Here is a 25490-nt window from a genome sequence, read left to right as displayed (position 1 = left end):
TGGATTGGGGGTGGTTATGGGTATTTGGTGGCCGGGCCGTATTGGTTCGGGCCGGGTTTGCTGTCAATCAGGGTCATGGCGAAGACTGGAATGCTGGTGGCGAACAGGAGCGCTGCGTATATCAGGATGTTGTCCTGAGGTATCGTTAAGGGGAAGGGGATGAACTCGATGAGAGGCATCCAGAACGTGAGGAGCAGCCAGCCGCCCGAATGCCCCGCATCGTGCAGGCGGCGTACGAGGGCTGCACATGCCGGGAGATATGTGACCAGTATGATCAGAAGGTTGAGGAGGCTGTTCCAGAATATGGGGGTGCTGTTTCCTTGCGCCAGAGAGTTGCTGATGATGCTCATGCTGGTGTCGATGTGGTATTCGGCAGCATCCGGGGCAACGGTAGTGGTTTGTGCCGTGCCGTATAAAAACAGAACATAGCACACTTGGCTGAGAATGTAGAGAGTGAAGACGAAGGACCAGTATTCGGCTCGTGTTGCACGTCCGGAGAAGTCGGCATAATGCAGCATGCAATGAGCGAAATGCGCCAGCATGCTCCGGCGGACGGGTTCGAACGGTTCCGCCATGCCGTTGGGAGATACCGGGGATGTTCCGGAGGTGCGTGTTACCGGGGGGAGTCGCTTTACCGAGAACAGGTGGTTGGCGAGTGCGCTCCAGCGGGCGTCTCCCTTGGCGGCGATCAGGGTGGTGGCGGATAATCTGCCTGTCTTGACGAAGTGTTCGAGTTCGTCGAGCGTGTGCGGGCCTCGAGGGGTGTTGGTGTGGTCGAGGTAGTAGTATTCCATGGGTTACGGGTATTTGGTGGCGGGGCCGTATTTGTTGGCTCCCCGGGAGCTGTTGCGGAGGAGCATGATGAAGAGGACGATTTGCCCGATGCCCGGCAGGAGGTTGAGCAGGAGGTAGAGGCCGCTGGTGCCCGTATCGTGCAGGCGGCGGCAGGCGACGGCCATCGCGGGGACGAAGGTGACGAGGAGGACGAGGATGCCGGAGACGAAGAAGAAGGGGCAGAGGAAGCTGAGGACGAGTTCCGTCGGGCCTTCGATGGTGACGACGTCGTTGATGTTGGCTGTGCCCTGGACGAAGTTCCAGAGGTAGGAGTGGATGGCGTTGATGTCGACGGAGAAGAAGTTAAGGCAGAGGATGCTGGCGAGGATGAGAGCCGCTGCGAAGAGGGAGGTGATGAGGGTGAAGGACCAGTATTCGATGCGGGTGGATCGGCCTGAGAATCGGCCGTAGAGTTTGAAGCACTGGGCCATGTAGCGGAAGGGGTTGCCCCGGCGGATGACTCGCAGGGAGCGACCGCAGTGCTGGCAGCTGAAGGCCTGGAAGACGACGGGCTGTTTGCAGTTCGGGCACAGGTTCGGCAGGCCGGAGGAGGTGGGTTCCGGTGCAGGGAGGGCGGGTGTGGTTTCGATGACGGACGAGAGAGGGGTGCTTTCGGAGGATTCCCCGGTGTAGACCGGGGTGTCCAGCGAGATGAGTCCGCCGCGGAAGAGGGCGGTGAGTTCGTCGAGGTCGAATGGGCCTTTTTTCTGGCCGGCCTTGTTCTGGTACTGGTACGTCATGTGTCGGTTCCGTGTTTCGGATGTGTGGTTGCCGTTCAGTGTTGCATGAGGGCTTCGATTTCGTCGGCCTCGATGGGTGCGGAGGCGAGGAGGTCGATGTTTTCCGTTTCGCCGATGTAGACGTCGTTTTCGAGGCGGATGCCGATGTTTTCTTCGCGGATGTAGATGCCGGGTTCGATGGTCCAGACCATGCCGGGAGCGAGGACGGGGTTGTCTTCGCCGACGTCGTGGACGTCGAGGCCGAGCTGGTGGGAGGTGCCGTGCATGAAGTAGCGGCGGACGGCTGGCGGGTCTTCGGGTTTTTCGGCGAGTTCGGCTTCGGTGACGAGGCCGAGTTTCAGGAGTTCTCCGCCGGTGTAGACGCGTACCTGGCGTTCGTATTCGCTTTTGAGGATGCCGGGACGCAGGAGGCCGAAGGCATGGCGGTGGATGCGGAGGACGGCGTCGTATACTTCGCGCTGGCGCGGGGTGTATTTGCCGGATGCGGGGACGGTGCGGGTCATGTCTCCGTTGTAGTTGCCGTATTCCGCGCCGATGTCGAGGAGGACGAGGCCGCCGTCGGCGACGGTTTTGTCGTTGGTGATGTAGTGCAGGACGCACGAGTCCGGGCCGGAGGCGATGATGGGGAGGAAGGAGAATTTGCGTGCTCCCCGGCGGATGTAGGAGGCGGCGAGTTCGGCTTCGAGTTCCCACTCTCCCATGCCGGGTTTGATGCGGGGCAGGAGTTCGCGGAATCCGGCGGCGGTGATGTCGCAGGCTTTGCGAATTTGTTCGATTTCTTCCGGAGCCTTGTACTGCCGCATGCGGGAGATGATGGGGTAGAGTCCGCGAAGTTCGGCGGTGGGGTATTGTTTGTGCAGGTCAAGAGCCGAGCGGTCGTTGCGGGTCTGGACGGGCGTTTCCTGCCGGGGGTGTTCGTTGCGTTCGATGTAGACGGCGGTGGCGCAGGGTACGGTTTTTCCGAGGAGGGCGGCGTATTCTCCGGTCCAGCGGACGTCGAGGATGCCGCTGAGGGCCGTGGCCTGTTCCCGGTGGAGGCGCGCACCTTCCCAGATGGCGATGCGTTCGTTGGTTTCGCGCAGGAGGAGGGTGTCTTCATGTTTTCCGTGCGTGCCGATGCGCATGATGAGGACGGTTTCTTCCTGGTCGATGCCGGTGAGGTAGAAGAGGTCGGCATTCTGGTGGTGCGCCATGGTGCCGTCGGCATTGGTGGGGTAGATGTCGTTGGCATGGATGACGACGAGGCTGCCTTCGGGCAGTTCGGCGGCGAGGAGGTCGCGATTGCGGCTGTAGAATGCGGAGGAAATGGGGGTGTATCGCATGGTCGTGGCGTGGTTAGGACTCTTCGTCTTCGTCGTCCATCGCTTCGATGCGTGCTTGCCAGCGGCGGGTGAGCCACGGGCGCATCAGGAGCCCGTACAGGAGGTACAGGCAGAAGAGGACGGCGGGCATGACCCACGGGAAGGCGACGAGGGCGCAGATGGCGATGACCGCGCCGACGATGGCGGTGGCGGTCGTTTTCTTTTTGAAGGTGATGTGCTTGAAGCTGGGGTAGATGACGCGGCTCATCATGAGGATGGAGACGCCCGCCATGGCGAGGGCCATGACGATTTGCCATCCGGTGTTGAGAATGCGGTCGGTCTCGTAAGTGTAGACGACGAGGTACATGGTGGAGACGACGGCTCCGGCGGCCATGGGGACGGGGAGGCCGATGAAGTCCGAGCTCTGGTTTTCTTTTCTTGGAGCGGCGGCCATGCAGTTGAAGCGTGCAAGGCGCAGAGCGGCGCAGAGCAAGTAGAGGACGGCGACCCCCCAGCCCATCCATGTCCACGGTTGTGGCAGGCCGAACAGTACGGCTTTGGAGAGCAGCATGGCCGGGGCGATGCCGAAGGAGACGACATCCGCAATGGAGTCGAATTCGCGGCCGAAGGGGCCGTCGCTGCCGCACATGCGGGCCACCCGTCCGTCCAGCAGATCGAAGATGCAGGCCGCGAAGATGAGGTAGGTGGCTTTCTGGAAGCAGGCGAATGCTTCGGAGGATCCCGGCGTGAATCCCATGCCTTCGAAGATGATGAGGATGGCGAAGAAGCCGCAGAGGAGGTTGCCTGCCGTGAGCATGTTCGGCAGGATGGGGATTTGCGGTTCGTCGGGGAAGACGGGTTGCTTGTTCATGGTATGTCAGGAGATGTGCAGGGCCTTGCGGGCTGCTGCGATGAGTTCGTTGGCGGCGGTGCGAGCGGACGCGGAGCCTCGGGCCATGTCGGGCTTGCCGCCGCCCTTGCCTCCGGCGATGGGGGCGAGGGTTTGGATGAGTTTGCCGGCCTGCGTTCCTTCCGCAAGGGCGCGTTCGCCGCAGTAGGCGCCGAGGTAGAGGGTGCTGCCATCGTCCACGATGAGGAAGGCGGCTCCGGCGTACTGGCGTTTTTTGAGTCCGTTGAAGAGTTCGGTGAGGAGTTCGTTGCCGCCTTCGGCGAGAGTGACGATGTTGTCGGCTGCGAGCAGGTCGTTCAGCAGGGCGTCGGCCTGGCTGGCGGCGGCGGCGGCTTGCGCTTTCTTGAGGCGTTTTTCTGCATCGAGCGCGGCCTGCTTCATGGCTTCGAAGTAGGTATCGAAGTCCGCAAGGCGGGCGTTGACGGTGGCGATGTCGCGGGCGGCGACGGCCTGTTCCGCCGGGTGCTCGGCATTGGGCGGCATGGGTACGGTTTCGACGCCGAGATCGGCAAGCTTGCCGTTGGCCTCGGCGAGTTTTTCGAGATTGGTGGCGAAGTCCGGCATTTTGGCTGCGATGTATTCCTGCACGATGCCGTAGCCGTGGGGGCCGGTGGCGGCTTCGATGCGGCGCACGCCGGAGGCGATGGCGCCTTCGCTTTTGATTTTGAAGAAGCCGATGGCGGATGTGCGACGGGCGTGGGTGCCGCCGCAGAGTTCCATCGAGATGCCGTTGAGGGCTCCTTCTTCGCCGCCCATCTGGACGACGCGGACGATGTCGCCGTATTTGTCGCCGAAGAACTGGCAGATGTCCTTGTTGTTCTTGATGTCGGCGTAGGGCATTTCGCGGCAGGCGATGGGAAGGTCCGCATCGATCCATGCGTTGACGCGTTCTTCGACGGCGCGGAGCTGGTCTTTGGTGATGGCGGCGCTGTTGAGGTCGAAGCGGAGGCGTTCGTCGGAGACGAAGGAGCCTTGCTGGGCGATGTCCATGCTGACGATTTCCTGAAGAGCCTTGTGCAGCAGGTGGGTGGCGCTGTGGTGGGCTTCGATGGAGCGGCGGCGGTCGGCATCGATGGTGAGGGTGACGGTGTCTCCCGGGGAGATGCTGATGCCGGTGGCGGCATCCACCAGGTGGGCGCGAGCCTGGCCGATTTGCTGGACGCCGGAGATGGGGTAGGTTTCTCCGCCGATGCGGATAGTGCCGTGGTCGGCTACCTGTCCGCCCATTTCGGCATAGAACGGAGTGCGTGCCGGGATGACGGTGACGATGCCGTCCTGTTCATGGATTTCGAGGACGGGGCTTTCGCATTCGTCCTGTTCGGCGCCGACGAATTCGGTGACGGCGTCCGTTTTGAGGTCGAGGGCGCGGACGATCTGGCTCTTGCGTGCAGCGCGGGCGCGTTCGCGCTGTTCTTCCATGAGTTGCTCGAAGCGGTCCGTGTCGATGGCGAGCTTGCGTTCTTCCGCCAGCAGGGCGGTGAGGTCGATCGGGAAGCCGAAGGTGTCGTAGAGCTTGAAGGCGAAGTCGCCGGAGATTTTGCCCTGCGCGGCGGCTTCGGCATCGAAGAGGTCGAGGCCGCGGTCGAGCGTTTCGTTGAAGGAGGTTTCTTCGCGGTGCAGCGTGTCCTTGATGGATTGGGAGCGTGCGGCGAGTTCCGGGAAGACGGGGGACATCTGTTCGACGAGGGTGTCGACGAGTTCCGCAAGGAAGGGTTTCATGAGGCCGAGCTGGCGGCCGTAGCGGACGGCGCGGCGCAGGATGCGGCGGAGGACGTAGTTGCGGCCGTTGTTGCCGGGCAGGATGCCGTCCGCAATGGAGAAGCTGAGGGTGCGGATGTGGTCGGCGATGACGCGGAAGGCGATGGCTTCGCGGAGTTGTTGCTCGTTGTCGCCGATGGTTTTGGCTCCGCCCTGCGGGTAGATGTCCGCATAGGTGCGGCCGCTGAGCTGCTCAAGCTTTGTAAAGAGGGGGGCGAAAACGTCCGTCGCGTAATTGGAAATGCGTTTCGAGAAGTCGGTGAATCCGTTGGTGCCCTGAATCATCGACGCGACGCGCTCAAAGCCCATGCCGGTGTCGATATGGCGGGCGGGGAGGTTGCGGAAGGTGCCGTCGCTTTCGGCATTGTACTGGATGAAGACGAGGTTCCAGATTTCGATGCACTGGTCGGAACTCTGGTTGACGAGGGAGCCTTGCGTGGCTCCTTCGGGCGTGAGGTCCACATGCAGTTCGGAGCAGGGGCCGCAGGGGCCGGTTTCGCCCATCATCCAGAAGTTGTCCTTCACATTGCCGTCGACGATGTGGATGTCGGGGTTCAGTCCTTTGCTACGGAAGTGTTTGGCCCAGCAGTCCCATGCTTCCTGGTCGAATTCGCCGGGATCGCCCTTGCTTTTGTCGGGCGCATAGACGGTGGCATAGAGGCGGTTGGCAGGGAAGCCCCAGCGCTCCACGATGAGTTCCCATGCCCAGTCGATGGCTTCCGTCTTGAAGTAGTCGCCGAAGGACCAGTTGCCGAGCATCTCGAAGAAGGTGTGGTGGTAGGTGTCGTAGCCGACATCTTCAAGGTCGTTGTGTTTGCCGCCTGCGCGGATGCACTTCTGGGTGTCTGCAGCGCGGGCGGGGTTCCACGGCGGGGTCCACACACCGAGGAAGTAAGGCACGAACTGGTTCATGCCGGCATTGGTGAAGAGCAGCCCGGGGCTCTGCGGCATCAGGGATGCGGAGGGGACGATGGCGTGTTGTTTTTCCTGAAAGAAATCGAGAAAGCTCTGTCGGATTTGGGCTGCTGTCATCATGGCGTGTATTCTGCTGGGCGACTATACCCTTTTTCCGTCTGCGTGTAAATCGCAAAGTAGGGTGGAAGGGGAGGGGCGGCTGTCGGTCGCGAAGCTGGGGAATGAGGTGGAAGAGTCTTGCTGGAAAGGATGTTGCCGCCGGGGGAAGTCCGAGTGGCGGCAAGGATGCTCCCCGCATGCCGGGAGGATGCGGGGCTGGTGTGAGGCGTGCATGCACCGTGCCGGCGCAGTTTATTTCCTGCGATCCGTTTCGTCTTCGTCGTCATCCTCATCCTCGTCGTCATGGCGGGAATCAAGTTCGGTGACGATGATGGGAGTGGTTGGCTGCGGTTTTTTCCTGAACATCAGGATGAACAGCACAAGAAGGGCCAGCAGGCCGATGCCGGCGATGATCCAGTCGATGACCGTCATGTCATCCACAAAGCTGGAAACCTTTTCCGTCTGGATCTCCGTGCGGGGTTCGGCAGGTGTGGTGGAGGAGGTTGCAGGTTTATCTGCCGCAGGAACGGATGCGTGCGGCTTGGCAGGTGTGTTGGCGGCAATTGCTTGTCCGCTGGCCTTGCGGCGCGTTTCGTCCTGCACGAGGTAGGCGCCTACTCCGGCCGAGGCGGAAACGCCGAGCCCCGAATTGCGTTGCGGCTTGTAGTCGGGAATGTCGAAGCGGTTGCTTGTCGGCGTGCCGCGGTAGAGGGAAATGCGGGTGACTTTGTTGCTGCTGGTTTCGACGGCGACGAGATTACCCAGTGCGGTGCGGGCGTGCATGGCGTCCTTCATGCCGAGAATGGGTTTCGTTTTGGAATTCGCCTTCTTCCAATTGAGTTTTTCTCCGTTTGTCAGCTTGCTGAGGGTTTGCTGTCCTGCAGATTTGGCGATGCCTTTGGGGTAGCTGATGGAAAGAAAAATGCAGCCTCCCTGCTGGTCGTCGAAATCGGCGGTGATAACCCGGTCGCCCTGCGCCCAGGTGCGGCGCACGGTGGCGTCGTCGAGCACCTTCCAATTGTAAGTCTTGGGCAGAGCCTTGTCGGCCTCGTCGCGGCTGGTGCCGATGTTCAAATTCTGGGCGTGGCTGAACGTTGCCAATGCGAGAAAACACGCAACGAGGAGACGGGAGAATTTTTTCATGCGGTACATTCTGCCGGAATTGCCGGGAGGCGGCAAGCAAAAAGTCCGGTTTGCCGATTCAAAATGCTTGACTCGCGTGTGCCGACAGTGCAAAATGCGGCACCGTTTTAGCGGAGAGATGGCTGAGCGGCTTAAGGCACCCGACTCGAAATCGGACGTACGGCAACGTACCGTGGGTTCAAATCCCACTCTCTCCGCCATTTTTTCTTTTCTGTGTCGGTTAATGGGGTGGTTGAAGAGGTGTCATGATTGAGCCAATCCCAAAATTGGCAGGAAGGTGGTTTTTGAGGTAGATTTCATGGATTGAAGCAACCATATCCGGTCGGCATTCAGAGACGGTATTTTGTTATTGTGGTGGATACTTGTGTTTATCCGGCAAACCGCTTATCTGAATATATAGAGGAATGAGTATTTGTGATGAAGATGTTGGGTGCTGGACGATCCGGTTGTAGTAGCTATTGTTTTTTACGGATGGTTTGGGTGACGGTGAGTGGGTGGTCGGGGCGGATGGTGGCTGTGGTGCCGTCGTGGAATTCGAGGCGGTATTCCTTGTTGTGTTCAGGGTCGCCGGTGGCGAGGGAGAGGCGGTAGCGGTCGCCGAGGTCTTTGATGATGACGAAGCCGGGACGGTCGATGCTTTTGAGGGGTGCCGGGAGGTCGGAGCAGGGGGCAAAGACGGTGTAGCCCGTGGTTTTGGTGGGTTCGTGATGGACGGCGTGGACGGTGTCGTCCTGCCGGAGGATGCGAACGGGCGGGGCGGAGGTGGCGATGGTCTGTTCAAATGCGGCTGCCTGCTGCGGGGTGGGGGCGATGCAGACGGTGTAGGCGCAGGAGGCTCCGGCGGGGTTGGTTCCGTGGTCGATGTATGCGAGGTCGAAGGTGCCGCGGGTGGGGGTGTAGTATTTGGCGTTGGCGGCGAGGGGCGTTTCCCGGAAGTGTTTTTTCCGGATGTCGATGCAGGGGTTGTCCTGCGGGTTTTTGAGGTCCCGTTTGTTGAAGTAGGTCCATTCCTGTTCCCTGCGGCTGTACCGGACGGGGGCTCCGGGGTGGATGTAGTAGCTGTTGCCGAGGGTGTCGGTGAGGAGTGTGGACGTTTTGCCGTCGAGGTCGGTTTTGTCGGAGGCGGTGCCGTTGATGAGTGGGTGGCCCGGTCCGGATTCGGTTGATTGCTGGTAGAGGGTGGTGACGATTTGTTTGTCTTTGGCATCGATGGGGGTTATGCCGGTGGTGATGACGGTGACGAGGTTGCCGAAGAAGTAGGCGCTTTTTTTGAAGGCGATGTCGCGGCAGCGGAAGTCGTTGCCCCAGACGCCGTCGCCGTCGAGTCCGGTGCCGCCCGCCATGTTGTTGGCGTTGTTGTAGAGGGAGTAGCCTTCGAAGAGGTCGTGGTTGTCGCGGACGGGGTTGGTTCCTGCGGGCCAGTGGTTCCAGTTCCATCCTTCGCGCCGCCAGCCCGTTTCTTTGCCGAGGGTGAGGTAGATGGTGGCGTTGCGGCTGTAGCGGCCGTAGTTGTTGCTTTCCGTCCAGCCGTAGATTTCAAGGCCGCGGTGCATTTGGAGCATGCCGACGGCTGCCGCCTGCCAGTTTTCCCGGCGGTGGAGGGCAGTCGCAGCAAGGTTGAGGTTGAAGTGGCCTTCGATGCGTGCGGGAGCGATGCCCATGGCTTGGTATTGCCGGGCTTCGGGGGTGTCGCTGCCGTCGATGGCGGTGAGGTAGAGGGAGGCCATTTCTTGGTCCACGGGGTTTTTACCGTCCGGGCTGCCCATTTGGGCAAGGCGTAGGCAGATGTTTGCCGCGCTGAAGTCGAGAGGCGCGCCGCTGCGGAGGTAGAGGTTGGGGGCAAGTTTGTTGTGGATGGTTTGCCAGGAGCAGGCGAGCGCGTAGTGGCGGAGTTTTTCCTGTGTTTGCGGGGAGATGCGGAATTCGGTGTCGCGGAAGGGTAGGATTTGGGTGTGCATCATGGCGGGAGGTGTGTAGCCGCCGTAGCTGAGGTGGTGCCCGGTGTGGTGGTGGGCAGTGCCGTCTCTCCCGAAGGGGAGGGGGTTCTGGCCGATGGTGCGGTCGAGGTATTGTTTGTAGGCGCGGAGCCGCTGGTAGCGTTCGGCTTCGTCGGGGATCATGAGGATGGCTCCGGGGAGGTGGGAGGAGTAGTTGTAGAATTGGTCGCAGGAGCTGAAGGGTGCGTCGCTCATCATGGCATGGCCCATGTTGAGCCATGCGGCATTTTTGGCGATGCCGTCGAGGATGCCTGCGCGGGCGAGGAGGTCGCGATGGGCGTAGAGGGCGGGGGTGTAGTAGCGGTAGTCGTAGCCGTTGCCGATCCATCCGAAGTTGCCGCTTCCTTCCTGATGCCCCTGGTCGAGGAGGTGGCGGCAGAGGAGGATGTACATGTTTTCCACCCGCGTGCGGTTTTCTCCCTGTTCTTTGTGGATGGCGGTGGAGAGTTGGCGGAGGAGGGGGACGTAGGTGCGGTTGAAGGAGATGGAGCCGGGGATGGTGTGGAAGCCGTTGTCGGAGAGGGCGAGAGGCGGTCCGGTGACGATGCCGTTTTGTTCTTTGATGCCCAGGGTTTCGAATGTTTTGGCGAGCGATGGGAAGTCGGTGTAGGGGAGGCCGCCGCTGCCCGGTTTTCCAAGGTAGTGGCGGTCGAGGTTGTTCATGTCCTGTTTCGCTTTCGGGGAGATGCGTTCGGCTGGGACGAGGGGAGGGAGGTAGTGGCGGTTGAGGCTGATGTCGTGCTGGCTGTAGCAGGTTTTATCCGGCGTTTCGCGAAGGAGTGCGGGGTTTCCGGCCCATGGCTGCTGGTCGTCGGGCTGGACAGGCGCGGAGAGGAAGGCCGGTTTGACGGCGTCGATCCAGACCGTGCCGGAGGGGGAGTCGGTGCGGAAGATTGCTTTGTCGTATTCCGTGCCGGTTGGGAGGCCGAGGGTGGCGGTGTTGAGTCCGAGGACGCGCCATCCGGTGTAGCGGAGGTTGTACCAGCAGGAGGCAATGAGGGTGTCGCCTTTGTAGAGGTCGAGGTAGAGGCGTTCCCGTTTTGGGCTTTCGTTGTAGAGCCAGAGGCCGAGGTGGGTGACGGCGTTTTTGTGGCGGGCCGTTTTTTGCGTGGGAAATGTGTAGGCGAGGGTAGCGTCGGGCCGGGTCCAGGCCCATAAGAGCGCATGGGCGCCCGATTTGTAGTGGGTTCCGTCGATAGAGATGCGGCTGCCCTGTGAGGCCTGCCAGCCATTCGAGCCTGTTTCAAAGTCGGCTTGCGGCTCTTGCGCCCATGCCGGGGTAGTTGTGGCAAGAAGGATGGCGGCGATGGCGTGTCGGAACGTGGCGTTCATATTCGTACTACGCCGCCATCCTGTTTTTTATTTCAAGCTTTTGCCGGTTGGTCGGATTGTTGCCTGTTGCCGGATGTTTCCGGCGGGTGATCTTTGACGATGTGCGTGAGGGAGTGTATGGCCCATTCGCGCATGATAAGGCCCTGGTCGAGCGCGGCCAGGTTCCATAGGTCGAAGGTATCGGTGTCAATGGTCAACGTCAATTGATGCGTGCCATCCTGTTCGGGTATGTGCTGACTGGGAGCACCCCCGACGGGATAGTGTTGCATGAGCAGTTTCAGATGTTTTTCCATTTGAGGCGATATCGTATTCCAGGAGAACCAGGAATCGACTGTGCGTTTTTTGACTCCGCACTGAGCCCCAAGCCATTCACGGTTTTTACCGATACCTTTCAGCCATTTTCTGATTGCTGTCTGTAAAGGTTGCATTTTTCCCTTTTACTACAGGACTTGCGCTTTATACAAGAAAAATCAATCTAAATTGCAATGAGGATAGATATTTTGCAATCATGATTGTATAATAATGATATGCGATTCAGGTGGTATTTTGATGCTTCGGGTATACATTGTTTTTCAATTTTTCCGTATTCTATTATGAAATAGAATGTGTTAGGAGCTATTTTTCCGGAAGATCGATTTTTGGCAAAGGATGAACGACGTTTCCGGGGAGCGGTGCTTTTTTCTGTTGGATTCTCGGGGCGAGTTGTTCACTGGTGGTGTATGCATTGCGAAACATTTCCAGTTTTGCATCCAGGTTGTCGATGTAGTGTAGGGCGATGGCTTCCGGAGTTTTGGGCGGCACGGGCGAGCCGAATGCGAGTTCTCCATGGTGTGCGGCGATGAGGTGGAGGAGGTGGAGCCTGACTTGGTCATTGCCGGGTACGAGGGTGTTCCATTCGGTTTCGTTTTGGGCGACGAGCTGGCGGTAGAGGGTGTTGATGAGTTCAATGCCGATGGTAATGTGGCCGAGGAGTTCCCCGAGTTCGTTGTAGGGCATGACGAAGTCATGTTCTCCATAGTTGTTTTCCCAGAGTTTGCCGCAGTCGTGGAAGAGGCATCCGGCGAGGAGGAGGTCGCGGTTGAGGTGGGGGTAGGCGCCGGCGATGGCATCGGCGCAGTGCATCATGCCGTAGATGTGTTCGACGAGGCCGCCCCGGCGTGCATGGTGGTAGCCGCGTGCGGCGGCTGCGCGACGGAATGGTTTTTCGAATTGGCGGAGGAAGGTGAGGCAGAGCAGGCGGAGGCGGGGATCCTGCATGCTTTCGGCGAGGGTGAGGATGCCCCGGTAGCAGGTTTCCTGCTGTTGCCTGAGTTCGGGGTTTCCGGTGAAGAGGTTTTGCTCTTCTTCCGGTGTGAGGGGGCGGATGTCGAGGTCGGCGGCTTCCATGCCGTAGGCGCCTTTGGTCCACAGGGCGCGGGCGGCGATGCCATCAAGCGGTTTGAGGGCTGCACATGCGGAGTACCACGGGGAGTTGTCCCATATTTTGAGGGTGAAGGAGGTTGCCGCATCCGCCAGGGTGATTTCGAGGTAAGGTTTGTTGGTTTTGGTGGTTTTGGTTTGTACCTGTGAGATTTGAGCGTGTATTTCCCCATAGGCTGGGGTGGCTGCTGCTTCCTGCATGAGGGCGTTGATTCCGGCGAATTGCATGATAGATGAGCGTAACGGTTCCTGCAGGGGATGTCAAGTTTGCAGGTGAGCGGTATGTGGCTCAGTGCAATCGGATGTGTACGATTTCCGGTGGGCAGAAGAGGCGGATGGGGAGGATGCTGGTGCCGAGTCCGCGTGAGATGTAGATTTGTTTGTTGCCGTGGCGGTGGTAGCCGCTCATGAGTTCTTTGGTGCAGCGGGTGGGTACCGGAGAGAGGGGGTAGCCCCCCGGCAGGCATATCTGGCCGCCGTGAGTGTGTCCGGCGAGTGTGAGGTCGACATGGGAGGGGATGACGGGGAAGGCGCCGGGGCTGTGGGTGATGACGATTTGGGGCGTTTCGGGATGCTGTTTCGGAGGGGTGCTGCCGGCGTGTGCCGGGTAGGTGTCGTCGTCGCTGATGCCGGAGAGCTGGATGCTTTTGCCGTTTTTGAAGGTGATGATGCGGGATTGCCCTTCCATTTTGATGAAGCCTGCTGCCTGAAAGGCTCGGTCGAAGGAGGCTGCGCCACAGGCATAGTCGTGGTTGCCGAGGATGTAGTAGACCGGTACCCGGGCTAGCGGGCGGAGTGTTGCCGCGATTTGTTCGGGACTCATGGTGCTTTCGGCAGTGTGGCCTTGGGCAAAGTCTCCGAGGAGGACGATGATTTCGGGAGCGAGGGCGAGTGTTTTTTCGACGATGTTGCGGATGCGGTTTTCATCGCCCGGTCCGGCGTGGAGGTCGGCAAGGGCGACGATGGTTGCTGGCTGTTCGGTTTTGTTCCATTCCGGCAGGTTGATGTCGAGCAGGGTGGTTTCGAGTTTGCGGGGTTCGAGGAAGGTTCCCTGTACGATGAGGCAGATGCCGAGCAGGATGGCGGTGAGGAGAAGGGTGAGCAGGATGGCGGGCAGGCGTCTGGCGAGGGAATGGCGTGTCATGGGTCGGGTTGATTGTGCGGGTATTGTAAGAGGCTCCTGTGGGAGGGTCAATGGCAAGTGGCGGCAGTTTTACCGGATGAGACGAAAAGAACCATGGCATTTGGCGGCCATGGTTCCGGTTCGGTTATGCTGTGTGCGCTGTTCAGGGGGCTGGAGCGGCCGTCGGAGCATTGATGCGCAGGGCGGGATATCCTTTGGCCGCTTTGTATTCTTTGGCAAGGATTTGTTTGGCCTGTTCGATGAGTTTGCCTTCCGATGCTGCGATGTTGTTTTTTTCTGCAGGGTCGCTGGCGATGTTGTACACTTCCCAGTTGCCGGGTTCTTTTTTGCCGGGCAGCAGGTTGCGGCGCATGATTTTCTTGTTTCCGAGCCGAACGGCAACCTGTCCGCCGTATCCCCCGCCTGCCCAGACCATGGGGCGGCGGTTCGGGAGGGTGTCCGTTTTGCCAAGCCATACCGGGAGGAGGTTTTCGCCCCGGGGGTCGCCGGGGTTGGCTCCTACCGCTGCACAGAGGGTGGGCATGATGTCGGCATGGTAGGCCGGTTGGTCGATGGTTTTGCCGGGGGCTATTTTGCCGGGCCAGACGACGATGCCGGGTACGCGGAGGCCGCCTTCGTACATTTGGCCTTTGAGGCCTCGCAGTTGCAGGACGGAGTGGAAGAATTTGTGGTCGACTCCTCCGACGTCGTGTGTGGTGCCGTTGTCGCTGGTGAAGATGACGATGGTGTTTTTGTCGAGTCCGTTTTTCTGCAAGGCGTCGAGCAGTCGGCCGACATTATGGTCCATCTGGGAGATCATGGCGGCGTAAGCTGCACGGGGGCGGGGGTGGGGCAGGTAGCCGTTTTGCCCGCGGTATGGTTTGGCGTCCCATTCTGCCGGGTACTGGTCGATCCATTGTTGCAGGGGTTGCATGGCGACGTGGGGTTCTAGGGGTGCGTAGTAGAGGAAGAAGGGCTGTTTGCCGCCTTGTTTCCCACGTGTGTTGATGTAGTCTACGGCGCGGTCGATGATGAGTTCGGAGGAGTGGTTTTGCGCCCTGTAGTTTTCTGCTTTGACTTCTCCCTTGGGCTGGTGTTTATGCCCGGGGATGAAGGGGGCGTTGATGGTGATTTTTTTGCCGTTGTCCCAGAGGAAGGGCGGGTAGTAGGTGTGGCACATGCGCTGGTCGGTGTAACCGTAGGCGGTGTCGAAACCGTGTTTGTCCGGAGCACCGGTGGTGCCGTATTCGCCGAGTCCCCATTTGCCGAAGAGGGCTGTGGCATAGCCGAGTTTTTTCAGGGATTCGGGAAGGGTGTATGCCTGTGCGGAGATGGGCCAGTCGCCCCGGAGATTCATTTCATTGCCTTCACGGGTATCGACGCGTTTGAGGTCCTGTACGTCGTTGCATCCGGTGTGGCGTCCGGTCATGAGGACGTTGCGCGAAGGCGAGCAGACGGGAGCTCCGGAGTAGAAGTGTGTCCATCGCTGGCCTTGTGCGGCGAGCCGGTCGAGGCGGGGCGTTTTGATTTTGTCTTGTCCGTAGCATCCGAGTTCGGCCCAGCCGAGGTCGTCGGCATTGATGAGGACGATGTTCGGGCGGTCCTGTCCGTAGCAGAGGGGGCTCAGCAGGAGTGCGACGAGGGTGAGGAGTCGGAATTTCATGGCGGTTTTACGAATTCTGGATGATGTTTCCAGTAAACGATTACGGTGACGGTTGTGGTTTTCTTTCATTCTGATAGTGTTTTGTTGTGTTTTTCCGTCGGAGATTGCATGCTTGACTTTGCCCCGCCGGACGGTTATTCTCCGGGTGGAATGATGTCAGACAAGGCTCCTCAGAAAAGCACGGTTCGTATAGTGTTCTATCTTCTGCTGGTTGCGGGGATATGTCTGCTGGGCTATGCGTGGTTCGCCGCTCGCAAGGATGCGGCGGATTCTTCGTCCCGGAGGGCGAATATTTATGATGCCGATGTGCCGCTGTCGATGATGCCGGAGTCGTTGCATCCGGGAGCCCTGCTGTTGTCTCCCTATCAGCTGGTGGATGTTCCCGTGATCGACGGGTTTACTGCTCCGATGGGCGACGAGCGGGGGATGGGGACGTATGTGGCGCAGCCGTTCGGGGTGATGAATAGTGAGCGCGGCGGCGTGCATGCGGGGCAGGATTGGAACGGTATCGGAGGCGAGGATTCGGATTTCGGCGATGCGGTGTATGCGGTCGGGCGCGGGTTGGTGGTGTATGCAGGCAAGCCGTCGGACAGCTGGGGCAATGTGGTGGTGTTGGCGCACAGGACGCCTGATGGCCGGGTGTTGCAGTCGCTGTATGCCCATTTGAGCAAGGTGAATGTGTGCGTGGGTGAGGTTGTGGGCCGGGGAAGGATGATTGGCGAGGCCGGTTCTGCGGACGGGCGTTATCTGGCTCATTTGCATTTTGAGTTTGCCGAGTCTCTGGCGGTGGAAGCCGGGCAGCCGGGATATTCGAAAGGGTCGATGAATCGGCTGGATCCGGATGCCGTGCTGAAGCAGTATGCGCTGCCGGATACGGCTCCGCTTGCCGATCCCCTGGGTGATGTGCAGGCGTTCGGTGATGTGGAGGTCGGCAAACAGGCCGGCAGTCCCGAGTCTGAAGGCGACGGCGTGTTGCGGATCAATCCGGCGATCTGGCTGGATGCCGCGTCTGGTGAATAGTTTGTAACCCATTTGTTTGATGATGAATTTTCGACGTTTTCTGGTTCCGTTTTTTGTGAGCGCGTTACTGACGTCGCTTTTGATTCTGGTGGTGCAGTTGCGCCGTCCGTCCGAGCCTGCTGCCGATTCTACGCGGAAGGCGGCGGCTGAATCTCCTGCCGCCCGGGAGGAGGTTGCCGAGGATGTGCCGGACGAGCATGTGGCGACGGCTCCCGGCAGGGTAGACCAACCGGAGGTGCCTGTGGTGAATGTGCGTCAGGCGACGCGTTCGGATCGTTCGCTGGTAGATGCGCTCGCCAAGGCGGTGCAGGAGAAGGATGGCGATGCGGTGGAGAAGCTGGTTCAGTCCGGCGTGTTGGATGAGGAAGGATCTGCCGTGCTGAAGAAGTGGGTTGAGGATAAGGGTGTGAAGCTGCGCGGCGATAAGGCCGTGGAAGCGGTGGGCAGTGCGGATGGCGGCAGGATGATGCGCTACCGGCTGTATGGAGAGGATGGCCGTAATTTGCTGGTGGATCTGGTTCGCGATGCGGAGGGGGCGTGGAAGGTGAAGTCGGTGCAGGAGGAGGATGAGAAGGCCGCGGCGGATTGTACGCGCGATGCGCTGACGGTGGCGGATTCTTTCGTGAAGGCGGTGCGGAAGGGCGATTTTCATGCCGCTCGCCGTCTGACGAGGGGCAAGGCGGTGAACGATGCGACGATTGCCGGGCTTTGTATGGTGTTCGAGGAGGGGGATTATGCCCTCCGGGATCGCGAGCCGATCAAGGTGATGCTGGAGAATGAGTCGAATGCCGGGTTTCTGGTGTATCTTCGTTCGGCTGCCGGGAAGACGGCGAATATGGGGCTTGAGCTGGCGAAGGGCGATGCGGGCAAGTGGGCGGTGGAGAATGTGTCGATGGATGCGCTGCTGGATTCGTATGCCCAGCGGGGCAATCAGGAGGGCGGGTTCTATTTTCCGCTGGTGAAGAATCCGAAGGGTGGGGATTCCGTGGCTCTGTTTTTCGGTTTCGATGAGGCGGAGCTGACGCCGCGTTCGTTGCGCCAGTTGGCGATTGTGGCCGATTTGCTGAAGGCTTCTTCCCGCCATCTGGAGATTAGCGGGCATACGGACGATTTGGGTTCGGATGCGTATAACAGGAGGCTTTCGGGCCGCCGTGCGCAGGCCGTGAAGGATGCTCTCGTGAAGCTTGGAGTGCCTGCTTCGCAGGTGAGTACGAAGGCGATGGGCAAGATTCAGCCGAGGCGTACCTATGCCGCCGGGTCGGCGGATGAGGAGCTGGAGTCGATTCGCGGCGAGAACCGCCGTGCGGAGATTTATCTGGATTTCGTGGAGGAGGATGCCTGAGGTATGGCGCGAGCGTATACGATTCACGGGATGCAGCAGCCCGCGCCCGGAAGGGATTATCAGGGGGAGCTGAATGCCGAGCAGTTCGCGGCAGTGACGACCGATGCCCGGCATGCACTGGTGATTGCGGGCGCTGGTTCCGGCAAGACTCGGACGCTGACGTACCGCGTGGCCTGGCTGCTGGAGCATGGTGTGGCTCCGTGGCGGATTTTGCTGCTGACGTTTACGAATAAGGCGGCTAAGGAGATGCTGACGCGCGTGCGCGATCTGGTGCCGCAGGATACGAGCGCGATTTGGGGAGGGACGTTCCATTCGATCGCCAACCGGATTTTGCGCCGCCATGCAGAGCTTGCCGGGTTTACATCGTCGTTTACGATTCTCGATTCGGATGACCGGAAGTCGATGCTGAAGGCGCTGATCAAGGCGAAGGCGGATACGAGCAAGGCGGCGCGTTTTCCGAAGGCTGAGGTGCTTTCCGGTCTGTTCAGCCTGGCGGCGAACCGTGGGGAGAAGTGGGAGGATGTGCTGTTGTCCGAGTATCCCTATTTGCAGCACCACCGCGAGACGATCGGGGTGATTTACGATGCGTTTGCGGCGCGGAAGCGGGAGAGCAATGCGATGGATTTTGACGATTTGCTGGTGATGGCCGTGGATTTGCTGCGCAGGCATGAGGAGGTGCGCGAGCGTTATCGCAGCCAGTTTCTGCATGTGCTGGTGGACGAGTATCAAGATACGAATGCTTTGCAGGGCGAGATGATCGATTTGCTGGGGGGAGGTGAGGAGACGTCGCTGATGGTGGTGGGCGACGATGCGCAGAGTATTTATTCGTGGCGTGGGGCGGATGTGCAGCATATTTTCGATTTCGAGAAGGAGTTTCCGGATACGGCGGTGTTCAAGATCGAGACGAATTATCGCAGTGTGCCATCGATTCTGGAGTTGTCGAATGCGGCGATTGCGGCCAATAAGCGGCAGTTTGCCAAGGTGCTGCGGCCCGCCCGCGCGGCGGGCGAGATGGTGCCGGCTCTGGTGCCGCTGCCGGATTCGCGGGTGGAGGGGCTTTTTGTGGCGCAGAGGATTGCGGAGCTGGTCGATTCCGGGGTGTCTCCTTCGGATATCGCGGTGCTGTACCGCGCGCATTTCCACTGCCTTGATGTGCAGATGGCTTTGACCCGGGCGGGGATTCCCTTCCGGGTGACGAGTGGGGTGCGTTTTTTCGAGCAGGCGCATGTGAAGGATGTGATGGCTTTTCTCCGGGTGCTGGTGAATCCTCTGGACGAGGTGGCTTTTCTGCGCGTGGTGCGGATGTTCCCGAAGGTGGGCGAGGTGATGGCTCGCAAGCTGTGGATGCTGTGGCTGGCGGAGCTGCCGGAGGATGTGTCTGCGGTGGACGGTTTCGCCCAACGATGGGGTGTATGCAAGGTGGCGGCCGGAGTGAAGGGGGCATGGGAGGAGTTTCTGGAGCTGATGGATTCCCTGCGGCCGGAGGAGGTTTCTCTGGCTCCGGGGGAGATGCTGAAGCGGATTATGGAGTATTACGAGCCGTTCATGCAGGCGGAGTTCGATAATTATGAGGATCGCTGGCTGGATCTGGAGCAGTTGTGCGATGCGGCGGATGCGTTTGGCGGTTTGGACGAGTTTTTGGCCCAGACGGCTCTTTTGAGCAATACGGATGAGGATGAGAAGGGGGAGGCCCGTGCGGAGGTGACGCTTTCCACGATTCATCAGGCGAAGGGGCTGGAATGGAAGGTGGTGTTTTTGATTTCGCTGTGCGACGGGATGTTCCCCCACCAACGCGTGATCGATGAGGGCGATCCGGATGGGATGGAGGAGGAGCTGCGGCTGTTTTATGTGGCGGTGACCCGCGCCGAGGATCAGCTTTATATGAGTTATCCCCGTGTGAATAGCAGGTCGTACGGTTCCGGCGGGTTTTACCAGTATCCGTCGCGGTTCTTGAGTTATTGCCCGTCGGATTTGATGGAGCAGTGGGAGGTGTGACGATGTCCGGTTCGGAGGTGTTTTTTGCCATGGAGGTGAAAGGCGGTTCGCCGCGTGCGGGATGGGTGGAGCTGTGCCGGTTCGTCGGGTTGTACGCGGTGATTCTTCTGCATGTGGAAGCCGGGCAGGCGGGATGGCTCAGGCAGGTGCTCTGGGGGAATTATGTTTCGTGGAACGGTTTGTTTTTCCTGATTTCGGCGTATTTCCTCGGGCGTACCCGTGCCCCGATGCTGCAGAGGGCCGGTTTTTTTCTGAAGTTCTATTTTTTGTGGAATGCCGTGTTTTTCCTGTGCAAGACGGTTTGGCTCGCGCCGTGGGCGGAGGGCCATTCTTTTCCCTATACGGTTTGGGATTGCATCCGGTTGATGCTGGGCGTGGATTGCCAGTCGTGGAGCGATGGAGGGAGTATGCCGTGGGATTATCCTCTGTGGTTCCTGAGGGATTTGATGATGATGATGGCGGTGTTTTCGTTTTTCCGTACCCGTCGTGTCCGTGCAATCGGTTCGCTTGTGCTGTGTGCCGTGTCCTGCGTGCAGCCGGTGAATGAGGCGGCGGTGTTTTACGGTTTGCCCGGTGAGCAGTCATGGTGGTTTTTCTGCGCGGGGATGTTGTTGTCTTCGGTCGATTTGGAGGTGTGGCAACGGTTTTTGATGCGTTCCGGGTACTGCTTCGTGGTGGGTTTTGCTTTTTTCTTCGTTTTCCGCTGTCCTGCTGTTTGGGATGTTCCCGTTTTGTCGATGGTGCTGAGGTTGATTGTCGTGGCGGCTGTGCTGACGGTTTCTGTATGGATTTGTGCGGCGGTTCCGGCTGTCGGCCGATGGAGCGCGGTGTTTTCTCCCGTTTTTTTCTTTATTTATGCCTCGCATGCGGTTTATCTCGGTTTGTTGAGCGGGAAGGGTATTGATAGCGTGTGGGCCTGGGCGGCCCTTTCGTTGCTGTATATGGTTGCCGCAGTCGTGTTTTTCCGGCTGGTGAAGAAGTATCGCCCGTCGTGGACGGGAATTTTGTTTGCAAGGCCCATGAGACGATAGTTTGTTTAATGGCGGGCGGATTTTTTTCCTGTTCGCGCCTGATGCCCGGATGGAAGGCGTTTCATTAACTCCGCTTGATGAAAGGTTTGCCGTTTCAGAATCTGGTAGAGATTTTTTGCAAAAAATTGAGGTTTGGTGTTGACTTTCCCGGTGTGCTGGGGTGTACTGGGGGTGTCTCTAAGTGTATTGAGTGATGTCAAACGGGCTTTCCAATGAACTCTGTGGCAAATACGACCACAAGCTCGACCCGAAGAATCGCGTGGCGATTCCTTCGGAATGGAGGTGTGGGGACGAATGCCCGGTCGTTTTGCTGGAATCCAGCAAGGAAGGCTATCCCATGGTGAAGGTGACGTCGCCCGAGCAGTTCCGTGCATGGGTGGAAGAGATTCGCGCTTCCGATCGTCCTATGGGGGCGAAGAACCGCTATGTGGGCAGGATGTACGCCGAGTGTTTGCACGGGGTGATCAATGCGCAGGGTAAACTGCTGGTTCCGAAGAAGATGTGTGTGCGTCTCGAGCTGGATGCCGATATCAAGCTGGTGGCCCGCGGCAATTTCTTCGAGCTGTGGAAGCCGGAGTCGTTCACGCTTGCCGATCAGATCGAGCTGGCGGCGATGGAAGAGATGAATGAAGTTTTCGATATTTTCTGATATGTTGATGCGTTCTCCATCGGCAGGCCCTTCCGGGCTGCCCGGCAGAGGCGAGGTTCCCGATGAGGGCGGCTCGCTTCAAGGGAGCGCGTGGGTAGGCGAAGAGGCGCCGCCCGGGATGTGCTATGAGGTTTGGCTCTGGCTGGATGATGCTGTGGATGCTGAGGTTCTGGAGGATTGGAAGGCTCGGAAAGCTGCGTTGTCCACGGAGATGCGGGATGCCGGAATACGGGGTTCCCGCAAGAAGTTGGGCGATTTGGAGAATGAGCTGGCGCAGTGCTTCGAGAGCTGTGTGGCTGGTGTATTGCGCCGTTCGGTCGGGTGCTGTGCTTTGCGTACGCGCGCAGGCGATATGGCGCGCGGTTTCGAGGCCGTGCCCGGAGCGGTGGTGTACGGCTGGGATGTGGAGCCGAATTTCGTCCGGATCTGGCTGGAGCTTTCCGGGGAGTGCGGCGTGGATTCCCTGATCGACGGCTGGAAGGAGGCTCTGCCGGATGTGGCATGGTCCCCGGTGTGCCATGTTCGCGGGCTTTCCGGCCGAGACTGTGCTGCCGCCCTGCGTCGTCTGTCGGCAGCCATGATGGAGGCCGGAGTGGCGAACGGCTCGGGAACGGTGTCCGCCGCCGAGGCTGGGCCGGAGTTCCGCCATGTGACGGTTTTGCTGGAGGAGTCCGTGGATGCTCTGCTTCCCGCCGAAGGGAAGGTGATTGTGGATGCAACGCTTGGCGGCGGAGGCCATAGCGAGCTGTTGCTCGAACGCGGTGCGACGGTTTGGGGTATCGATCAGGATCCTTCCGCCCGGCGTGCCGCTTGCGAACGCTTGGCCCGGTTCGGCAGCCGTTTTCGCGTGCTGGCAGGCAATTTCCGCAATGCCGGAGCGATGCTTCGCGAGCAAGGTGTGGAAGCGGTGGATGGCGTGCTGGCCGATATCGGCATTTCATCCCATCAGGTGGATACGCCCGAACGCGGTTTTTCGTTCCGTGAAGACGGTCCGCTGGATATGCGGATGAATCCCGAATCTGCCCGCAGTGCGGCGGTGCTGGTGAATGAGGCTTCGGAAGCTCAGATTGCCGATTGGCTTTGGAAGTACGGCGAAGAGCGCGCTTCCCGCAGTATTGCCCGTGCGATCGTGAAGGCACGCGAGTCGGCTCCGATCGAGACGACCCGGCAGCTGGCTTCCATTATCGAGGGCGTGTTGCCCCGCCATGGCAAGCAGCATCCGGCTACGCGCAGTTTTCAGGCGTTGCGCATTGCCGTGAACGATGAGTTGGGCGCTCTGGAGTGCCTGCTGGAATCCGGTGTGAGCCTGTTGAAGGCCGGAGGCCGCATGGCGGTGATTTCGTTCCACAGCCTGGAAGACCGTGCGATCAAGCAGTTTTTCGATAAGGTGTCGCGGCCCGAAGTGGATCGCCCCGAATGGCCGGAGCCGCGTCCGAATCCGGAGTACTGCGCCCGCCTTGTCAACCGCAAGCCGATTCTGCCGTCCGAGGCGGAGCTGGCGCGTAATCCGCGTGCGCGCAGCGCGAAGCTGCGTGTGATAGAAAAAGTGTCCCCCAGATGAATTCGACGATGTCCTCCCGCAAATTCCAGCACCGTATCAGTTTCGGCTTCCTGATGTGGATGATCGTGCTTGCCACGCTCCTTTCGGGTTCCGGCGTGTATTATGCCGTGCTGAAGAACAGCCAGCTTGGCGTGAGCCGCGAGATCGACCGGATGCGCGATGAAATCGCTTCGCTGAATCTTGCCCGCGACCAGTACAAGGCCAAGGTGTCGATGCGGACGAATCGCTGGGCGATCCGCGACCGTCTGGCGCAGGACCGTTCCGTGCTGGCGGAGATCGACCCTTCCCAAATCGAAGTGATGCAGTCTGAAAACTGCAGGAATGTAGCCATGAACAAGTAGCCTTTGCATCTCTCATACGCATCTCTCCCATGCCGCCTCTGAAAAAAACAAGTCCGTTTACGAAGCGTTGTCTCCACCTCTGCATTGGGGTGGGGATTCTCGTGTGTACGGTGGCGTGGCGTCTGGTGTCGCTGCAGATTGTGGATGAGGAGAGGAACGGGGAGCGCGCCGAGAGGGATTGCATCGAGTTCGAAGTGCTTCCGGCCCAGCGCGGCCTGATCATGGATCGGAACGAGGAGATTCTGACGAATAATATTCTGTATTCCGAACTGGTGGCAGACCGCTACCATCTGCGTGATCCGAAGATGGTTTGCTGGGGGCTGGCCTATTCGATGGCATCCCATCAGGAGGAGTGGAAGGATATGGACGGTACGCAGCGTACGACCTTGATCCGGATGACGTACAAGGCTTTGCTGGCGAATGCTTCAATCAAGAAGGACGATCTGAGCGAGTACCGCAAGGCTGCGCAGGAGGTGGATGAAGGCGCCAAGGGGGCGATGCAGATGCTCAAGGAGCAGTTCGACGAGAAGATCGTGGCCGAATACTGCGAAGCCCACGATAAGCTGGTGGCCGAGTTGCTGGCTCCCTATCTCAATCTGAGCGAGGAGGAGATTCTCGACAAGATTCAGCAGAACGATCGCGAGAAGAAGATTCAGAATATCGTGCTTGTGCAGAATCTGACGGAGGAGAAGGCGGAGGAGATCAACGAGATGCTGACGCGCGCCCGCATTCACGGGTTCAAGTGCCAGTCGAATCTGCGCCGTTCCTATGTGTCGCCGGAATCTTTGGCTCATGTGCTGGGGTTCGTGAACCGGGACAATAAGGGGATGGAAGGCGTGGAAGCGAAGTTCGACAGTTATCTGACGGGGCAGCCCGGCAGCCGCGAGTACCGCCGCGATGCCCGCGGGCTGCGCCTTCCCTGCGCGGAAGACCGCCTGCATCCTCCCGTGCACGGGATGAATGTGAAGCTGACGATCGATATGAAGCTTCAGGCGATCGTGGAGGAGGAGTTGCTGAAGGGGCTAACCCATTTCCGCGCACCGCGCGGCTGTATCATTCTTGTCGAACCGAAGACGGGCGATATTCTTGCGCTGGCGAGTTTCCCGACCTATAATCTGAATACGAAGGAGAACAGGCAGCTTTTGCAGTTCGATTTGGAAACGAAGCCGGAGGACAAGGATCGGCTGGCCGCCCTCAATTATGCCGTGCAGGGTAACTACGAGCCGGGTTCGACGTTCAAGGTGATTGCCGCCACATCCGCTCTGGATAACGGTAAGGCGACGCTGAATACGCCGATCAATTGTACTCCGGTTGTTGTACCCGGAGCCAAGAATCCGGTGAGTGACACTCCGCGTTACTATAGTGGGCTGAAGTTTTACGAAGTGTTGAAGAAGTCCAGCAATCCGGGGGCCTACCGCATCGGCCTGCTGTCCGGCTGGAAATTGTATAAGCAGTATCTGGAGCGGTACGGTATCGGCAAGACGACGGGAATCGAGCTGCCCGGCGCGAGTGCAGGCCTGATTACGGACGGTAACAATCTGGTGAATTTTTCGCGTATTACATACGGCTATTCGGTGAATGTGACCCCTCTACACATGGCCATGGTGTATGCGGCGATCGCGAACGACGGTGTGCGCATGAAGCCGAGGCTGGTGAAGAGTATCTACAATGCCGACGGCAGCGAATACGTAGGCAACAAGGAATTCGAGCCGAAGGCGGTTTGTACGGTGATGAAACCGAAGACGGCCAAGGATTTGCGGCAGGCTCTCTGGACGGTGACGCAGGAAGGCGGTACGGCTCGCCGCGCCCATATTCCCGGCTACCATGTGGGCGGCAAAACGGGGACTGCGCACAAAGTTCAGAATGGCGGCGGCTATCGGGAAGGCCGTTATGCGGTTTCCTTCGCCGGGATGGTTCCTGTGGAAGATCCTGCTTTCGTGTGCCTTGTCGTGGTCGACGATCCGCGCCCGACGGATTGCAAGGCCGGGGGTGGCTCGGTGTGCGCCCCGATTTTCAAGGCGGTCGCCACGCGCGCACTGCGCGCCATGAATATCGCTCCTGCCGATCCCGCCGAGGCGGAGAAGGCTGAAAAGGCCGCTGCGGCAGCTATCGCCTCCGGTGCATCGACCTCCAATCCTCCCGTCAAGCTGTCGTCGGTCAGTCCGTCCACGAAAAAGGCCGCCTCCTCTTCTTCCCGCAAGTCGTCCGTCAAGAGCAATGCTCCGTCTTCCTCCAAAGTGAAGAAGCCTGCGGCATCCTCTTCGTCACGCCGTTCGGCATCCGCACAACAACGCAAGAAAACCGCCACCAGATAAGT

19 protein-coding genes and 1 tRNA gene are annotated in these 25490 nt (G+C 59.6%); 9 read left to right on the top strand and 11 right to left on the bottom strand.

What is annotated here, in order from left to right; all coding sequences use genetic code 11:
- Positions 1-14: 14 nt before the first annotated feature.
- The 6 genes from PYTT_RS04815 to PYTT_RS04790 all read right to left on the bottom strand — a co-directional run bounded on the left by PYTT_RS04815 (position 15) and on the right by PYTT_RS04790 (position 7700).
- Positions 15-794: a DUF805 domain-containing protein gene (locus PYTT_RS04815; RefSeq protein WP_067773085.1), complete on the bottom strand. Its 780-nt coding sequence runs from the start codon at positions 792-794 to the stop codon at positions 15-17.
- Between the two features lie 3 nt (positions 795-797).
- Entirely contained in the window at positions 798-1574 is a 777-nt protein-coding gene (locus PYTT_RS04810) for a DUF805 domain-containing protein (RefSeq protein ID WP_067773088.1), read from the bottom strand.
- Positions 1575-1609: 35 nt separating this feature from the next.
- Positions 1610-2896: an aminopeptidase P N-terminal domain-containing protein gene (locus PYTT_RS04805; protein ID WP_067773091.1), complete on the bottom strand. Its 1287-nt coding sequence runs from the start codon at positions 2894-2896 to the stop codon at positions 1610-1612.
- 13 nt (positions 2897-2909) lie between these two features.
- Complete coding sequence (gene pssA, locus PYTT_RS04800) at positions 2910-3746, bottom strand: CDP-diacylglycerol--serine O-phosphatidyltransferase (RefSeq protein ID WP_067773094.1); 837 nt, start codon at positions 3744-3746, stop codon at positions 2910-2912.
- Between the two features lie 6 nt (positions 3747-3752).
- Positions 3753-6578: an alanine--tRNA ligase gene (alaS, locus tag PYTT_RS04795; protein WP_067773095.1), complete on the bottom strand. Its 2826-nt coding sequence runs from the start codon at positions 6576-6578 to the stop codon at positions 3753-3755.
- Positions 6579-6809: 231 nt separating this feature from the next.
- Positions 6810-7700 carry a hypothetical protein gene (locus PYTT_RS04790; protein WP_141675713.1) on the bottom strand — a complete coding sequence of 297 codons (891 nt, stop codon included), beginning with the start codon at positions 7698-7700 and terminating at the stop codon, positions 6810-6812.
- A 112-nt stretch (positions 7701-7812) separates the two neighbouring features.
- On the opposite strand from PYTT_RS04790, the gene PYTT_RS04785 reads away from it, so the two are divergent.
- Positions 7813-7900 (top strand) — tRNA-Ser (locus tag PYTT_RS04785).
- 255 nt (positions 7901-8155) lie between these two features.
- Here PYTT_RS04785 and PYTT_RS04780 read toward each other — a convergent pair.
- From PYTT_RS04780 to PYTT_RS04760, 5 genes are all read right to left on the bottom strand, one after another.
- Positions 8156-11029, bottom strand: coding sequence for a chondroitinase family polysaccharide lyase (locus tag PYTT_RS04780; RefSeq protein ID WP_067773101.1), 2874 nt, complete (start codon positions 11027-11029; stop codon positions 8156-8158).
- Positions 11030-11061: 32 nt separating this feature from the next.
- Complete coding sequence (locus PYTT_RS04775; protein ID WP_067773104.1) at positions 11062-11457, bottom strand: hypothetical protein; 396 nt, start codon at positions 11455-11457, stop codon at positions 11062-11064.
- A 187-nt stretch (positions 11458-11644) separates the two neighbouring features.
- Positions 11645-12676, bottom strand: coding sequence for an HD domain-containing protein (locus PYTT_RS04770; RefSeq protein ID WP_067774522.1), 1032 nt, complete (start codon positions 12674-12676; stop codon positions 11645-11647).
- A gap of 61 nt (positions 12677-12737) precedes the next feature.
- A complete protein-coding gene (locus PYTT_RS04765) occupies positions 12738-13592 on the bottom strand; it encodes a metallophosphoesterase (protein ID WP_067774525.1) in 855 nt (284 codons plus the stop codon).
- Between the two features lie 142 nt (positions 13593-13734).
- Positions 13735-15234: an arylsulfatase gene (locus PYTT_RS04760; RefSeq protein WP_067774531.1), complete on the bottom strand. Its 1500-nt coding sequence runs from the start codon at positions 15232-15234 to the stop codon at positions 13735-13737.
- Positions 15235-15342: 108 nt separating this feature from the next.
- On the opposite strand from PYTT_RS04760, the gene PYTT_RS04755 reads away from it, so the two are divergent.
- The 8 genes from PYTT_RS04755 (at position 15343) to PYTT_RS04720 (ending at position 25488) form a co-directional block, all read left to right on the top strand.
- Positions 15343-16254: a M23 family metallopeptidase gene (locus tag PYTT_RS04755; RefSeq protein WP_141675768.1), complete on the top strand. Its 912-nt coding sequence runs from the start codon at positions 15343-15345 to the stop codon at positions 16252-16254.
- Between the two features lie 19 nt (positions 16255-16273).
- Positions 16274-17596, top strand: coding sequence for an OmpA family protein (locus PYTT_RS04750; protein WP_067774536.1), 1323 nt, complete (start codon positions 16274-16276; stop codon positions 17594-17596).
- 30 nt (positions 17597-17626) lie between these two features.
- Entirely contained in the window at positions 17627-19591 is a 1965-nt protein-coding gene (locus PYTT_RS04745; protein WP_245741081.1) for an ATP-dependent helicase, read from the top strand.
- A 2-nt stretch (positions 19592-19593) separates the two neighbouring features.
- Complete coding sequence (locus tag PYTT_RS04740; RefSeq protein WP_067774541.1) at positions 19594-20622, top strand: acyltransferase family protein; 1029 nt, start codon at positions 19594-19596, stop codon at positions 20620-20622.
- Between the two features lie 193 nt (positions 20623-20815).
- Entirely contained in the window at positions 20816-21271 is a 456-nt protein-coding gene (locus PYTT_RS04735) for a division/cell wall cluster transcriptional repressor MraZ (protein WP_067774543.1), read from the top strand.
- Positions 21272-21851: 580 nt separating this feature from the next.
- Entirely contained in the window at positions 21852-22832 is a 981-nt protein-coding gene (gene rsmH / locus PYTT_RS13880) for a 16S rRNA (cytosine(1402)-N(4))-methyltransferase RsmH (protein ID WP_067774848.1), read from the top strand.
- A gap of 8 nt (positions 22833-22840) precedes the next feature.
- The gene (locus PYTT_RS04725) at positions 22841-23173 is read left to right on the top strand and encodes a hypothetical protein (RefSeq protein WP_067774545.1); all 333 of its coding nucleotides are present in this window, start codon (positions 22841-22843) and stop codon (positions 23171-23173) included.
- A gap of 29 nt (positions 23174-23202) precedes the next feature.
- Positions 23203-25488, top strand: coding sequence for a peptidoglycan D,D-transpeptidase FtsI family protein (locus PYTT_RS04720; RefSeq protein ID WP_083076592.1), 2286 nt, complete (start codon positions 23203-23205; stop codon positions 25486-25488).
- Positions 25489-25490 lie beyond the last annotated feature (2 nt).

Source organism: Neoakkermansia glycaniphila, assembly GCF_900097105.1.
Classification (GTDB): domain Bacteria; phylum Verrucomicrobiota; class Verrucomicrobiia; order Verrucomicrobiales; family Akkermansiaceae; genus Akkermansia; species Akkermansia glycaniphila.
The sequence above is the reverse complement of the archived record's forward strand: the minus strand, read 5'-3'. Positions and strand labels throughout refer to the sequence as shown.